This is a genomic window from Syntrophobacterales bacterium, from assembly GCA_019429105.1.
GTDB lineage: Bacteria > Desulfobacterota > Syntrophia > Syntrophales > UBA5619 > DYTH01.
In genome coordinates this window covers 75026-89439 of the sequence record JAHYJE010000008.1, presented here as the reverse complement: position 1 = coordinate 89439, position 14414 = coordinate 75026, and the positions used below count along the sequence as shown (strand labels likewise).

15 protein-coding genes and 1 tRNA gene are annotated in these 14414 nt (G+C 57.9%); 3 read left to right on the top strand and 13 right to left on the bottom strand.

The features are described from left to right. The 4 genes from K0B01_04465 to K0B01_04450 all read right to left on the bottom strand — a co-directional run. On the bottom strand, window positions 1-156 hold a 156-nt coding region (locus K0B01_04465), incomplete at its 3' end, for a 3-keto-5-aminohexanoate cleavage protein (GenBank protein MBW6485388.1). Between the two features lie 86 nt (window positions 157-242). Further along, window positions 243-1298, bottom strand: coding sequence for an inorganic phosphate transporter (locus tag K0B01_04460; protein MBW6485387.1), 1056 nt, complete (start codon window positions 1296-1298; stop codon window positions 243-245). 30 nt (window positions 1299-1328) lie between these two features. Next, complete coding sequence (locus K0B01_04455; GenBank protein ID MBW6485386.1) at window positions 1329-1979, bottom strand: DUF47 family protein; 651 nt, start codon at window positions 1977-1979, stop codon at window positions 1329-1331. 36 nt (window positions 1980-2015) lie between these two features. Further along, window positions 2016-3104, bottom strand: a complete 1089-nt coding sequence (locus K0B01_04450) for a M20/M25/M40 family metallo-hydrolase (protein MBW6485385.1) — start codon at window positions 3102-3104, stop codon at window positions 2016-2018. A 352-nt stretch (window positions 3105-3456) separates the two neighbouring features. Between K0B01_04450 and K0B01_04445 the strand changes: the two genes are divergently transcribed. Further along, on the top strand, window positions 3457-3657 hold the full coding sequence (locus tag K0B01_04445; GenBank protein MBW6485384.1) for a hypothetical protein: 201 nt from the start codon (window positions 3457-3459) through the stop codon (window positions 3655-3657). A 15-nt stretch (window positions 3658-3672) separates the two neighbouring features. Then, a complete protein-coding gene (locus tag K0B01_04440; protein MBW6485383.1) occupies window positions 3673-4671 on the top strand; it encodes a tetratricopeptide repeat protein in 999 nt (332 codons plus the stop codon). A 9-nt stretch (window positions 4672-4680) separates the two neighbouring features. Here the strand turns inward: K0B01_04440 and K0B01_04435 are convergent, their stop codons facing one another. Genes K0B01_04435 through K0B01_04425 form a run of 3 tightly spaced genes read right to left on the bottom strand, consistent with a single transcriptional unit; the run spans window position 4681 to window position 7471 of the window. Beyond that, window positions 4681-5142: a hypothetical protein gene (locus K0B01_04435; GenBank protein ID MBW6485382.1), complete on the bottom strand. Its 462-nt coding sequence runs from the start codon at window positions 5140-5142 to the stop codon at window positions 4681-4683. Between the two features lie 19 nt (window positions 5143-5161). Continuing rightward, window positions 5162-6337, bottom strand: a complete 1176-nt coding sequence (locus K0B01_04430) for a PilT/PilU family type 4a pilus ATPase (GenBank protein ID MBW6485381.1) — start codon at window positions 6335-6337, stop codon at window positions 5162-5164. 51 nt (window positions 6338-6388) lie between these two features. Next, on the bottom strand, window positions 6389-7471 hold the full coding sequence (locus K0B01_04425) for a type IV pilus twitching motility protein PilT (GenBank protein ID MBW6485380.1): 1083 nt from the start codon (window positions 7469-7471) through the stop codon (window positions 6389-6391). Window positions 7472-7733: 262 nt separating this feature from the next. Here K0B01_04425 and K0B01_04420 point away from each other — a divergent pair. Next, window positions 7734-7809, top strand: a tRNA-Ala gene (locus tag K0B01_04420). Between the two features lie 208 nt (window positions 7810-8017). Here K0B01_04420 and K0B01_04415 read toward each other — a convergent pair. The 6 genes from K0B01_04415 to K0B01_04390 form a co-directional block, all read right to left on the bottom strand. Then, on the bottom strand, window positions 8018-9268 hold the full coding sequence (locus K0B01_04415; GenBank protein ID MBW6485379.1) for a type II toxin-antitoxin system HipA family toxin: 1251 nt from the start codon (window positions 9266-9268) through the stop codon (window positions 8018-8020). After that, a complete protein-coding gene (locus tag K0B01_04410; GenBank protein ID MBW6485378.1) occupies window positions 9261-9509 on the bottom strand; it encodes a helix-turn-helix transcriptional regulator in 249 nt (82 codons plus the stop codon). Before K0B01_04410 ends, K0B01_04415 begins: the two co-directional genes overlap by 8 nt. 112 nt (window positions 9510-9621) lie before the next feature. Then, on the bottom strand, window positions 9622-10680 hold the full coding sequence (locus K0B01_04405) for a deoxyhypusine synthase (GenBank protein MBW6485377.1): 1059 nt from the start codon (window positions 10678-10680) through the stop codon (window positions 9622-9624). 26 nt (window positions 10681-10706) lie between these two features. Beyond that, entirely contained in the window at window positions 10707-11192 is a 486-nt protein-coding gene (locus tag K0B01_04400; GenBank protein ID MBW6485376.1) for a 3-isopropylmalate dehydratase small subunit, read from the bottom strand. Between the two features lie 49 nt (window positions 11193-11241). After that, window positions 11242-12504 (bottom strand): 3-isopropylmalate dehydratase large subunit, encoded by a 1263-nt coding sequence (leuC, locus tag K0B01_04395; GenBank protein ID MBW6485375.1) that lies wholly within the window; start codon window positions 12502-12504, stop codon window positions 11242-11244. Between the two features lie 119 nt (window positions 12505-12623). After that, window positions 12624-14168 (bottom strand): 2-isopropylmalate synthase, encoded by a 1545-nt coding sequence (locus K0B01_04390; protein ID MBW6485374.1) that lies wholly within the window; start codon window positions 14166-14168, stop codon window positions 12624-12626. Window positions 14169-14414: the final 246 nt, after the last annotated feature.

The following is a 14414-nucleotide window of genomic DNA, read 5'->3' as shown; positions in this document are numbered from 1 at the left end:
TTCCTGTACGGTAGCGATTTCACGCCCCAAGGCATGGACAATCCTTACCGCTCTTTCCACCAGCATGACATTGGTGGCAAGTTCCCCTGATTCATCGGAATAAAGCAAAACATCTTCCAATCCGACCTGGATATTCCCCCCCAGCAATGTCCCCATGGTTATATCTCCAAACCAGGATCGGACAAGGTGACTTCCGCAATGGCAATAGAAAAATATTTCAACAAAACTTTTGCGGCAGTCTGTTAGCGGACGGGGAAATAGGTGTTCTGCTGAAAAACGTTCTGAAAGATGAACAAGGAGACGAAACTGATCAGGATCGCGAAGACAGGGGTCGCCGCCCACGCCGCGCTGATCCTGCCGAGCATCCGCCAGCGGATGCCCCTGCCCCGTCCCTTTACAAGGCCGATCCCGACAATGGAACCGACGATCGCCTGGGAGCTGGAAACGGGCACAAGGGGAAACGACGGCAGGCCGCATTGCAGCAAAAACGCCCGCAAGTCCTGGGAAGAAAAAAGAAAAAGAACGAGGGCGTTCGCGGCGACCGCCACAAAGGCTGCAACCGGAGACATTGTCGCAATTCCCCGGCCCACGGTGAGCATGACCCGCTCGCCGTAGGTAAACGTGCCTACGGCAATCGAGACGCCTCCCAAAAGGAAGAGCTGCTCGGCGGCGGTGATTTTGAACAATCCCCCGAAGGAGAACTCCGGCAGCGGCGCGACGGGGATGAATATCCCCACCACATTGGCGATATTGTTCGCGCCGAGGGCGTAGGCGCCGGCAACTCCCGCAAGAATCAAGCCCGACCGGGTAAGAGAATCCAGATTGAACATGTGGATTTTGGAGCGTTTGATCAAAAAGGCGATGAGCGTGTAGAGGGCGGCTGAACAGATTCCCGCAAGCAGGGGGCTTGCAAGCCAGCTCAGGACAATCTGCTCGAGGGCGGCGTAGTCCACGGCGTGGCCGGAAAACCAATCCCAGCCGACAATTGCGCCGACAAGCGCCTGCGTTGTGGAAACCGGGTATCCCAGCGATGTGAGCCAGTAAACGGTCAGGGCCGCCGCCAGCGAAACGACGAACGCCCCGGCAAGCGCGTTTACCCCGCCCAAGTCGTTCAGGGTGCGCGCGGCGCCGGCGCCGCTTACGACCGCCCCGAGGATGACGAAAATTCCGCAATAGAGCGCCGCTCTGCGAAAGCTTAGCATCCGCGTGCCAACCGCGGCGCCGAAGACATTTGCCGCGTCGTTGGCCCCCAGCGACCAGCCGAGAAACAAGCCGCTGCTCAGGAAAAAAGCAAACATCGTTCCTCCTATACGAGGGACAGAGCCCTATTAAAGCATGCGTTTGATGACGTAGATGTTCAGGCGATCGGAGACATCCTCCGCGTCGTCGGCAAGGCGGTCCACCATCTTGGCAAAAAAACGGACGTGCATCTTGCGGCTCAGGTCAAGTTCGGACTGCCCGAAAATCGCCTTCTGCAGCCTCGTTGAAACCTTGTCGGACTCCTTTTCCCAGAACGAAACCTTGTGGATGTGATCAGCCACTTCATTGATATTTTTGAAAAAAGCGCGGCAGGAGCGCACCATGGCCTCGACCGCCTCCACCGAATAGTGGAGAAGCTCGCCAAACGATTCATGGAACTCGGCGCTGATTTCGGGTTGCTCGATCTCGAACTGCCAGAGCAGACCGGTGAAACGATCCAACAGGGCATCCATATCTTCGAGGAGCCTCATTACGTCCCCCCGCGATTCAGGAATGAGCGTCTTTCGATAAAGATTCTTTTCGATGTCGCGCCTCAGGAAATCTCCCTTGTGCTCCGTCTCCTGGATGGTTTCCAAGGCCTCCGCAAAAGCGGCCGTGTCTCCGCGGAAATAGGCGCTCATCCCGTTTTGGCAAAGCAGCCCCGCCTCGCTGACCAGGTTCAGGAATTCATCAACCTGAACCTCGATGCCGATCCTTTTTCTGAGAATGCTCTCCGTCATCTCGCCCTCCTTCTTTAAATAGGGACCGAGCCCTATTTAAAGTAATTCTTTGATAAAACGGGCGCCGGCGCGGAGCTGGGAGATGGGAATTGATTCCTCCGGCGAGTGCATTTTCTGGGCGCCGAAGCCGAGACCAATGCAGGGCAGGCCCCGACCGTTGAAGACGTTGGCATCCATCCCGCCGCCCGATTTTTTGAATGTGGTCTCGATGCCCGTGGCCTTCGCCGCGCGCAGGGCGTTTACAACCACCGGGTGCGTCTCCGGGAGGCTGAAGGTCTCGAAATTCAACTCGCGCCTTATTTTCACCGCTGCATCGGCCGCGGCAGCTTCCTCGGTGAAGGCGGAAATCGTCTTTTGCACCTCCTCCTCCAGTTTATCGGCGTTGAAGCCCCGAATTTCGATGGCAACCTCGGCGTTTTCCGGGACGATGTTCCTTGCCTTACCGCCGCTGATGAGACCGACGTTCATGGTGGTGTCATCGTCGATGCGACCGCCCTGCAGGCGGGCAATCGCCGCGGCGGCAACGGCAATCGCGCTTACCCCCAGTTCGGGACGCGCCGCGTGGGCGGCCTTTCCCAGGATCGTAAAATCGAGATCAACCTTGGAGGGCGACCGGGTAACAATGTTGCCGACCGGGCCGTCGCCATCGATGATATAGCCGAAATCAGACTTCAATTCGGCCTGGAGAAATTTGGCGCCGAAGAGCCCGATCTCCTCCTGAACGGTGAAGAGGAGTTCGAGCGCCCCCCGCGGTCCCCCCTCTTCCAGCAGTTCCGAAACAGCCGCCAGGATCATCGCGATTCCTGCCTTGTCGTCCGCACCGAGCACCGTCTCGCCGTTCGAGTAGATCACCCCGTCGCGAATAACGGGAATCATTCCTTCCGTTGGCCCTACCGTGTCCATGTGCGCGCACAGCAGAATCGCCGGCCCGGCGGCATTGCCCGGAATGCGGACCAGGATATTTCCCGTGTCGCTTCCCGAAAGCCGGGCCGAGTCGTCCAGCACCGGGGAAAGCCCCATATCCCGGAGCCGTCCTGTCAGATAGGCGGCAACCTTCCCTTCCCGGCGCGACGGGCTGTTCAGGGAGGCAAGCCTGATAAATTCCTCAACAACATCAATTTTCATAACCCTGTCCTCTTTGTTTTTGGTATAGCATGTCGACTGTAGCTTTTGATATACTTCCAAACAGCGCGGCTGTCAACGACGATACAGGGATAAAGCACTGTTAGCTTAACCTTGCTGCCGCAAACCTCAAAATTTATCGGGGCTCTGCCTGTAATTAATTAATTTGACAAAATGAAAATAGTTGTTAGAATACGGCAAAATTTAACGGACCGGCAAAATGTCGGGAAAAGGAGACGAAATGTTTTCAGTAACGGAAAAAGCAAGCGAGATGATTGCTGAGTTCTTCAAGGGAAGGCAGGAACCTCCTTCCATTAGAGTGCTCATGCAGGGGGGTGGGTGATCGGGGCCCTCTTTGGGCCTGGCTCTGGATGAGTCAACACCGAACGACGATGTATTCGAAAATAACGGGGTAAGCTACGTTATCGAAAAGAAACTGCTGCAAGAGGTGCAGCCGATTGTGGTCGAGTTCATCGAATCCGCTAACGGCGGCGGTTTTCAGGTAAAATCAAGCATGAGCGTAGGGGGCAGTTGCGGCTCCTGTTCAAGCTGCTAAATTACGGCAATCACGATGTCAGCAAGAAAAGGCTCCGGAGGCGAAATACCGGGGCCTTTTTCTGTTCCCCTCACGAGCGATAACTACATTTCCCCCCTGCGCCTGCGGGCCGAAGAACTGAGCGCGGCCGGCCATCCGGCGGAAGCGGCGGTTCTGTACAAAAAATTGGCGGAAGAAAATCCGGATGAGGACTCCCATCTCCTTTGCCTGGCCTGGGCTCTTAAGGACAGTGGGGAGCGGGCAGCGGCGGTTGAGTGCTTCGAAGAGCTCTTCCGCCGGGAGCTGGCGCGCGGGCTCATCGCCGATTTTGCCTTCGATGAGCTGGTGCGCATTCATCGGGAGGAAGAAAACTGGGAGGCGCTGCTTGCGGTCTGCCGGTGCGCTATCGCTGCAAAACCGGAGGACGCGGGTCTTCTCCAAACAATGGCGGAGGCCAGTCTGCGGGCCGGGCTTACTACCGAAGCAATTGATATTTATAGAAAACTGGTAAGACTCGACCCGAACGCTCCGGAAGCATGGGGGGCGCTTGGGGGCGCGTTAATCGCTGCGGGAAATATGGAAGATGGGGAAGCCGCCTACCAGCGGGCAGCCCGAAGCGACCCCGAGGCGGCGGTCGTCTATCTCGATCGCCTGGCCGGTGCGCTGCTGCAGGCGGAAGCCCTGGAAAAAGCAATCGCTGTCTGGAATGACTGCTTGGTGCGGCAGCCGGACAATCCTGTTTACTTTATGGCTATCGGCGAGTGCTGCGTTCGCCTGGGACAAATAGACGCGGCTTTTTCGGCAGTTGGCCGCGCCGCCTCCGTGAAACCGGCCGCCGCCGGGGAATGCTGGCGGCGTTTGGGGGATTTGCTGCAAAAAATCGGACATCTTAATCGGGCGGCTGAGTCGTACCTTCGGGCAACCGCCGCGGAACCGCAAAACGCCTTCTACCTGCTGCGCCTGGCCTCCTGCTACGCCGCTCAGGACAAAAATGATCTCGCCGCCGCAATCCTCAACAGGGTAAAGACGCTTTAAAAGGTCTGTTCATCCCTTGCCGACCTTCTTCAGCGTTTCATTGAAAACCTGGTAAAACTCGGCGTTATCCGCTACGCCCTGCTTGATGATCGCCCCTAACTCATCGGCATCCGCAGCATTTACGACAATATTTACGCTGTGGCTGAAGGCGGCCATGTTGTCCCTTGTCTTGAATCCCCGGCTGACCAGGGCGACGAAAAAGCGCCTTCTTGTCGTCATGTTCTGACTTCCCAGATACTTGAGAACCTCGTTTGCCTCCGGATTTGCCGTATCGAAAAGTTCATCCACGACCACGACGCTGAAGAGATGCAGGCGCATTTTGCCGAGCGCCTCCGCCGCCGTTTCCGCAAACGTTGGCGTATAGCCCTTCAGTTGCAAGCTGTTGCCAATGCGCCCGCGCAAATCCTGATCGGACTCGCAAACCAGGGCGGATATTTCCCCCGCTGTTCCACTGCCCTTCTGTTCTTCCATAATCAGCTCCTCGTCTGCCTCAGAATTTTCTCTCCGGTTTCCCGTACCCCTTGTCAACCTGGAGCTTGCCGATATCCGTCGTCTCCTGGCCCCGTGAACTTTTCACCGAATCGATGCCGCGGCCGACGATCCCCTTGTTGGAGGCGTAAGCCTTTGCCGTCTCCTCGCTGATTTCTCCCTTGCTGAACAGCTCGATTATGTAGTCATCGAAGGTAATCATCCCGAAGGCCTTCCCCGCCTGGATGATCTCATAGAAGGTCTTCCCGTCCGACTCGCCGTTCAGGATCGTGTCCTTGACCCGCAGATTGGCGCCCATGATTTCAAAGGCGGCGACGCGCCCTCCCCCCTCCTTCGGGAGCAGACGCTGGCAGGCGATCCAGCGAACCGTGTCGGCAAGCCTTATCCGCATCTGGATTTCCTCCTCGGCTGGGAACATTCCGAGAATGCGGTTGATCGTCTGACCGGCGTCCACCGTATGGAGGGTGCTGACGACCAGATGCCCCGTCTCCGCCGCGGACAGGGCGATTTCGACCGTCTCCCGGTCCCGCATCTCGCCGACCAGGATTACCTTCGGGGCCTGCCGCAGGGCGGCGCGCAGGCCGCTGGCAAAGGTGTCGAAATCGCTTCCCATCTCCCGCTGGTTGAAGGTGGCCTTCTTGTGCGGATGGGAAAATTCCACCGGATCCTCGAGGGTGATGATGTGCACCGCTTTTCTCTCGTTGATGTCGTTGAGCACGGCCGCCAGCGACGTGGATTTTCCACTCCCCGTGGCGCCGGTGACGAGGATGATCCCGTTTTTCTCCTCGGCCATCTTGTGAAACGCCTCCGGCAGGTTCATATCCCCGAAGGAGGGAATCTTGGTTTCCAGTTTCCTCAGCACGATCGAGTAGTTCCCCCGCTGGGAGAAAATATTGACGCGGAAGCGCGCCTTCCCGGGGAGCTCATACGAGGAGTCGCACGAGCCCTGCGCGAGGAGAATCTCCGTCAGCCGCCGGTCCCGGTTGATCAGGTTGAGCGCAAAGATCTCCGCCTGAAAGGGTGTCAGTTCGGGAAACGACGGCGACAGCTCCACTCCGGCAAGCTGCCCGGAGGCTTCCACCTGAAACGGCTTGCCGACGGTGATGTTCAAATCGGATACATTGCCATGCGAGTCGAGCATCTGTCCCAGAATAAAATCGATCTCCTGCTTTCTCATCTCCTGCCTCCTTCCAACGTGTCTTTCCGCATCCGCTCAGGTCGTATCCGCTCAGGCCTCGGTAAAATCGGTCGGCGGGTTCTTCAAAAACTGCCGGAACCGCGTCTTGTCGTTTGCCTTCAGGTAGGCCTCGTCGCCGCTTATCCAGCCCTTCGTCAAAAGCTCCATGATCGCGTCGTCGAGGAGCTGCATCCCGTATTTCTTGCCGGTCTGCATCATCGAGGGAATCTGGAAGGTCTTCGATTCGCGGATCAGGTTGCGCACCGCGGAATTGGCGATCAAAATCTCCAGCGCCGCGCAACGCCCCTTCTTGTCTATCCTTTTAAAGAGAACCTGGGCGACGATCGCCCGGAGCCCGTCGGAGAGGGTCGAGCGGATCTGCATCTGCTCGCTTGCCGGAAACACCTCGATGACCCGGTCAACCGTTTTGGCGGCGCTGGTCGTGTGCAGCGTGCCGAAGACGAGATGCCCGGTGGAGGCCGCCTCGACGGCAAGCGAGATCGTCTCCAGATCGCGGAGCTCGCCTACGAGAATGATGTCCGGATCTTCGCGGAGCGCGCCCCGGAGCGCCGCCGTGAAGGACTTCGTATGCCGCCCCACTTCCCGATGGTTCACGATGCAAGACTGGCTCTGGTGGACGAACTCCACCGGGTCCTCGATCGTGATGATGTGATCCTTCCGGGTGATATTGGCCTCGTTGATGATTGCCGCAAGCGTTGTTGACTTGCCGCTGCCGGTCGGCCCCGTAACCAGCACCAACCCCCGGGGAAGCGACGCCAGCTTGGAGATGACCGGGGGCAACCCCAGTTGCTGGGCGGAAACAATCGTGCTCGGAATCTCCCGGAAAACAGCCGCGCACCCGAACTGTTGCTGAAAAAAATTGGCGCGGTAACGGGCAAGCCCCGGGATTTCATAGGCAAAATCAACATCGCCGGTCTCCTCGAACTGCTTCACCTTATGTTCGGGGGCAATCTCGTAGAGCATCGCCTTCAGACCGTCATTGGTCAGGATGTCGTATTTTATCCGTTCAATCTCCCCGCGAATCCGGATGGCCGGCTGCTGCCCGGTCACCAGGTGCAAATCGGATGCCCCCTCGTCGTGCATCAACTGGAAAAACGCGTCGATTTTTGCCATGGATGATCTCCTTAAGGTTATGTGATCGAATGATTACGGATAATTGACGTCAATTTCTGAAATGGCGCCCTGCCTGAGAAACAGCGCCGCCCAATATTATGTTTTCGAAGGCCGGAAACTAATGTGCGGCGACTATAGAAAAAGACGTCCCCGGTGTCAAGAAAAAGGAGCGGCAATATTTCTTGACAGCCCGACCGTGAATCGTATATGTAACGCGGCAGTTTTCCGGGGGAGTTCGTTATCCGGTTGTTGTCAATCCAATGGGGATGTAGCTCAGCTGGGAGAGCGCGGCGTTCGCAACGCCGAGGCCAGGGGTTCGAGCCCCCTCATCTCCACCAAGACATAGTCCGAGGAAGTACAACGAAGTACAAAACCCGTTAGAAATAGCGGGTTTTGTATTGCCTTTCGTCCAATGACGTGCCATGGGATTCATCAACATCAGGCGTTTTTGCGCGTAACTTTTCCGCTATAAGTGGATAATGTGATTGCCATTTTTATCTTGCAACAAATAGATTGCCCTGAAAAAATGGGCAGGGGCCAATCTTTTCAGACTGCCTTTGCCCTTTTCTCAATGACCGCCAGGAGCTTGTCAATGATCGCGCCCGTTCCGTATTTCTTATTGAACTCAAACGACAGCACTTGCGCTGCCGGCAGGATGGAAGCGGACATCTCTTGCAACGTCTTTAAAACAAGGCTTGTCTTGATCTCGACGGATTCGCCAAATCTTTCCCAGTGTTTCCGCTGCATCCAGGACGGTCGGTTCTCCCCGCCTATCCTCATGGCCTGTTTTTCCGTCAGATCCGGATAGATCTGCGTACAGATCAGATCATAAAAGGGCGCGAGGCGTGGTCCCCGGTCCGTGAAGAGCATGGCCAGATTCTTGGCATGGGCGTCGGCATTGCCGATCAAGAAATTGAAGATCGTCCATCGCAAGAGGGCCATGCGATCGGCGGCGGGGCGGATGCTTTTCCCCTGCAAAAGGACAAAACACTGCTGTAAAGACGGGCCGCCTTCACTTTCATATTTCTGTTCGGGCAGATACCCCAGGGCTTGGCAGAAGTCTTCCTGATGCAGGCGTATCACGCGTCCATCCTTGTCCCTGCTGCGGTCATAACGGGTGATGATGAAGAGCCGATCAAGACCCCGGTGGATCGTCACCGGCGGCGTCGGCAGCCCCATGCTTTGCGCGAGCATCATGCAGAATGTCTCATTGCCTACCGTATCTTCCAGATCCCTGATAGGCGGCTTCAGGATGTGGCTGCTCGGCGCATTTCCCGAGGCGATGAAGATGCGGTCGTCTTCCATGTAAACCGGCAGCTTGTTTTGCGCCCCGGCCAGGGAAAGGCGCATCCCTTCCACACCGGCCATCAGCGGCCTGCGGGGAAGATCGATGATAATCTTGTGCAATTCTTTTTCGTTAAGTTCCCGATAGCCGGGTTTCACGGTCGGAGCGACGCCCGAAGACAGCAGGGAAATCGCTCCGGCGCATTCCCCTCCGATGCTGTTCAGCATGGCAAAGTCATTGCTTTCGGAGATTTGAAGTCGCTGTGCGATGACCCGTTTGATGTCCGCCTCCGGCAGGAGATTGGAAAAAAAGGGGCGGGCAAGATCATCAGGGTAGCTCTCCGCTTGCAAGGGAAGGTGCAGCGATAGAGGAACGGCGCCTTTCTGATGGATCCATCCCGCATCATATTGAAACATAAAGCGTCGTTTTTCATCCAGCGAAAGCCGTCCGATCTTTTGCTCCCGAAGATAGACATCGAGGCCTGGAACGTCCCTGTCGTCACGATTATTCACTCGGCCACTTCCTCGCTTCGATGGTCACATCGAGCCCCAGCGCGGTAAGAACCTGCAGGACTTTGCCAACCTGCACTGTCGCTTTGCCGTTTTCTAAATCGGACATAAATCTGTACCCGACATCGCACAAGGCTGCCGCATCGGCCAGGGTCAGTCCGTTTTCCTTGCGCTTCTTTCTGACAGCGGCGCCGATATCCGCCGCCGTGACCACCCTGTTCTTCAATTCTCCGTCCTCCTCCATTCCCTTTCGGGAATAATAATCGGTTATGCCGGAGTCGTCAAGCACTATGTTACCGATGGGGAATAATCAGGGGAGTGCATTCTTCTTGTTGCACGAATATAGGCCAAAAGTTTCAAGCAAACAGCGTGGAGAAACGCCATGCTTTGCGATTCTTCCAGCTTCCCCTGTGATACGCGTAGCTCGCCAGCAGGGGGAGCACCGAGGTGGCCTCCGCATAGACCATCTGTTCGTTGGTGATGTCCACCTTTCCCCAGGAATTCGCCTCCTTGAGCGTGGAGCTGGAGCAGGCCCCGTCCCGGACGTCGGCAACGGTGATCTGAATCGCATACTTGTGCATCGGCGCGTCCTTCCCCAGTATCTCGGCGCAGACCACCGTGTCCTGGGCAAAGTTTTTCGGAGAGCCGCCGCCGATCATCAAGAGCCCCGTCGTTTTCGCCTTGATCTTGATCTGGGTGAGCTCCAGAAAATCCCTTACCGAATCGATCGAAAGATGCTTTTTCGGGTGCTTCACCTGATGCATCACCAGGCCGAAACCGGCACTGCTGTCCGAAAAGGCGGGGCAGAAGATCGGCACATCATGCTCGAAGGCCGCCTGGACGAGCGAATCCTTTTTGACGGAGTTTTCCACGAGGTAGCGCCCCATCTCCCGGATGAATTCCCGCGACGAGTAGGCCCGCGGCTCCAGGCCGTCGGCGATTTTCTGAATCGTCTGGTCGCAGACCTGCAGCTCCTCTTCGTCGATATAGGTGTCGTAAATCCGGTCGATGTAGAGGCTCCTAAGCACTCGGTCGTCCACAAACGGGGTGCCCTGGTAATGGCGGAAACCCAGAGCCTCGAAAAAATCCATATCGACGACCGTCGCCCCGGTCGCGACGATCGCATCGACCATGTTGTTTTTCACCAGATCTACGTAAATCTGCATGCAGCCGGCGGCGCTGGTGCTGCCGGCAATCGTCAGGAATATCCCGCACTTTTTCTCGGCAAGCATCCGGTCGTAGGTGTCCGCCGCCACGGCCAAATCCCGGGCGGTAAAGGACATTCCCTGCATCGCCTCCACGATCGGGGTCGCGTCGAAGGAGGAAATGTCGATATGCTGCACCGGATTCTTCAGCAGCTCTTTTTTGGCATGAACATTGAATTTCGTTTTTTTAACATCTCCCTTTTTCTTCATAACAAGCGTCCCTCCTAATCTTATTTTTATAACCCTTTGCGGGCAATGTGATTCATCAGGCCGCCGTCGGCAATGAGTTCCTGCATGAAGGGCGGCACCTGCTGGATCGGCAGGAGCGCCGCGCCTGCCCGGATAAACCCCGCATCGGCGTCAACCTCGATCTCCTCCCCCTCCTGCACCTTCTCCCAAAGTTCCCGGGACTCGAAGATCGGCAGCCCCATGTTGAAGGAGTTGCGGTAGAAGATGCGGGCAAAACTCCGGGCCACCACGCAGGCGACCCCGGCGGCCTTGATGGCAATGGGGGCATGCTCCCGGGAGGAGCCGCAGCCGAAATTCTCGCCGCCGACAATGATGTCGCCGGGCTTTACCAGCTTGGCGAACTCGGGCGATGCGTCTTCCATGCAGTGGGCGGCCAGCCCCCGGGGATCCCAGATGTTCAGATAGCGCGCCGGGATGATCGCGTCGGTGTCGATGTTATCGCCGAATTTCCAGATTTTTCCCTTGAATTTCATATATTCACGTCCTTTCGGAGGGTGATTTTCTCCCCGGTGTAGTTGACTGCTATTGCAACTGGTCGGGGCCGGCAAGCCTGCCCAGTACCGCCGTCGCCGCGGCCACAGCCGGCCCGGCAAGGTAAACCTCGCTTCCCTTGTGCCCCATCCGCCCCACAAAGTTGCGGTTCGTCGTCGAGACGCACCGCTCCCCTTGGGCCAGGATCCCCATGTAGCCGCCCAGGCAGGGGCCGCAGGTGGGCGGGCTGATCACGCCGCCGGCGTCGAGAAAGATGTCGAAGAGCCCCTCCTGCATCGCCTGGCGGTAAACGACGGGCGTGGCGGGGATGACGATCAGCCGGTAGCCGGGGGCAATGCGCCGCCCCTTGAGAACCCCGGCGGCAATGCGCAGGTCCTCGATCCGGCCGTTGGTGCAGGAGCCGATTACCGACTGGTCGATTTTCACGTCGCCCACGGCGCTGATCCCCCGGGCATTGGAGGGCAGGTGGGGAAAGGAGACCTGGGGCTCGATCTTTGCGACGTCAATGTCGATCACCGAGTGGTAAACCGCGTCGGGATCGGAGGTGTGGAAGGTGTAGGGACGCAGCGCCCGCCCCTGCACATAGGCCTCGGTCACCGCATCGGGGATGAAGATCCCGGCCTTGCCCCCCGCTTCGATTGCCATGTTCGCCATGGTGAACCGGTCGGCCATCGTCAGCTCGGAAATCGTTTCTCCGGTGAACTCCATGGCCCGGTAGATGGCCCCATCCACGCCGATCAGGCCGATGGTGTAGAGGATCAGGTCCTTGCCGCCCACCCAGGGGTTAAGCCTGCCGTGATAGACGAGCTTCATCGTCTCGGGAACCTTGAACCAGAGCTCGCCGGTCATCATCGCGGCGGCAAGGTCCGTGCTGCCCACGCCGGTGGAAAAGGCCCCCAGCGCCCCATAAGTACAGGTGTGGCTGTCGGCGCCGACGGTCAGATCGCCGGGAACGACGATCCCCTTCTCCGGGAGCAGAGCGTGCTCGACCCCTGCCTCGCCCACCTCGTAGTAATGGATCAGCTCCTGCTCATGGGCAAAGTCGCGCATCATCTTGCACTGCTCGGCCGAGTCAATATCCTTGTTAGGGCTGAAGTGGTCGGGGATCAGGACGACCCGCGTCCGGTCGAAGACCTTTTTTCCCCCCGCCTTGCGGAAGGCGTCGATGGCGATCGGGGCCGTGATGTCGTTGCCGTGGGCGATATCCACCTTCGCGTTGATCAGCATCCCGGGGTGAACCGCGTCAAGTCCCGCATGTCGGCTGAGTATCTTTTCCGAAATCGTCATTCCCATAACGTTTCTCTCCTTCAATTAATGGGCTCATGTGCAATTAAGCCCCGGTCACTGTCAATTTTTGATCCTTCTTTGCGACGGCGCGCCGTCATGGGGGATTCATACTAAATATTCCCCATTTATACAACCGGAACCTTGCGGAGATCCCTGCTCAACCAGACAAGCCGGTTCAGCGCGTTGATATAGGCCTTGGCCGAGGCAACCAGCACGTCGGGATGAGCCCCCCGGCCCACGGCGGAACGGCCGTCGAATTTGAGCTGCACCGTGGCCTCGCCCTGGGCGTCCGCCCCCCCGGTTATGGCGTTCACCGCGTATTTCAAAAGCGGGTAGTCGGTTTGCGTGATCTTGCGGATCGCCGTAAAGATCGCATCCACCGGCCCGACGCCAAATCCGGCATCCTGAACCAACTTCCCGTCCACGTCCATCTGCATCGTCGCCGTCGCTACCGTCTGGGAACCGCTGACCACGTTCAGGTAAACGAAGCGGTATTTTTCCTCCTGCCGGGAGGTCTCTTCGTAAACGATCGCCTCGAGGTCCTCGTCAAAGATCGCCTTTTTCACGTCGGCCAGCTCCTTGAAGCGGACAAAAACCCGCTTGAGCTCCGCCTCGGTCAGATCGTAACCAATCTCCTTGAGGCGCCCGGCGATGGCGTGGCGGCCCGAGTGCTTCCCCAGCACCATGCTGCTGTCCAAAATGCCGACGGACTGCGGGGTCATGATCTCATAGGTGCTCTTCTCCTTGATCAGACCGTCCTGATGGATTCCCGATTCATGGGCAAAGGCGTTGGCCCCGACAATCGCCTTGTTCGGCTGGACGGGAACGCCGGTGATCTGCGTAAGCAGCAGCGAGGCCTGGTGGATGAACTCGCTTTTGATCCCCGTGTAAAGGCCGAAGCGATCCTTGCGGGTCTTGAGCGCCATGACAATCTCCTCCAGGGCGCAGTTGCCCGCCCGCTCGCCGATCCCGTTGATCGTGCACTCCACCTGGCGCGCGCCGTTTTGGACGGCAACCAGCGTGTTGGCCGCGGCCAGCCCCAGATCGTTATGGCAGTGAACGGAGATGACCGCCTGGCCGATGTTCGGCACCCGCTTCAAGAGCAGGGCGATGAGCGCCCCGAACTCATCGGGGATGGCGTAACCGACCGTGTCGGGGATGTTCACCGTTGTCGCCCCCGCGGCGATGACCGCCTCGACCATCTGACAGAGGTAGTCCCGGTCGCTGCGGGTGGCGTCCATCGGCGAGAATTCCACGTTGGAAGTCAGGGTGCGGGCATGGGCGACGGCGGCGATTGCCTCATCGAGCACCTGACTGCGGGACTTTTTGAGCTGATACTGAAGATGGATGTCGGAGGAGGAAATAAAGGTGTGAATGCGGGGGTTGGCCGCCCCGGCAACGGATTGCCAGGCGCGGTCGATGTCGTCCCTGTTGGCCCGGGCCAGGGCCGCGATCTGGCAGCCCCGGATCTCCCGGGCAATCTGCTGCACCGAGGCAAAATCGCCCTCCGAGGCGACGGGGAAGCCGGCCTCGATGATATCCGTCCCCATCCGCTCCAACTGACGGGCGATCCGGAGCTTCTCCTCCGGATTCATGCTGGCCCCCGGCGACTGCTCGCCGTCCCTCAGGGTTGTATCGAAAATTAATACCTTCTCCATTTTTTCCTCCATGACTGTCTCCTTTCAGACAAAATAAAAAAGGCCATGGGCTTTGCCGCCCATGGCCTTCAGGTTTCTCGCTTGCTAATTGTTTTACGGATTACCTAAAAACGACGGACGGCTGGCCCTGTATGAAAGGCAAAGGAGAGCGAGGCCCGAAATGCCGGACAGAATATTCGCCCCGATAATATTCGCTCTTTGCGCTGTCGTTTTCATCTTGCCGATATCCTGATCTTTTTCATTCTCCGCCTGAACCGC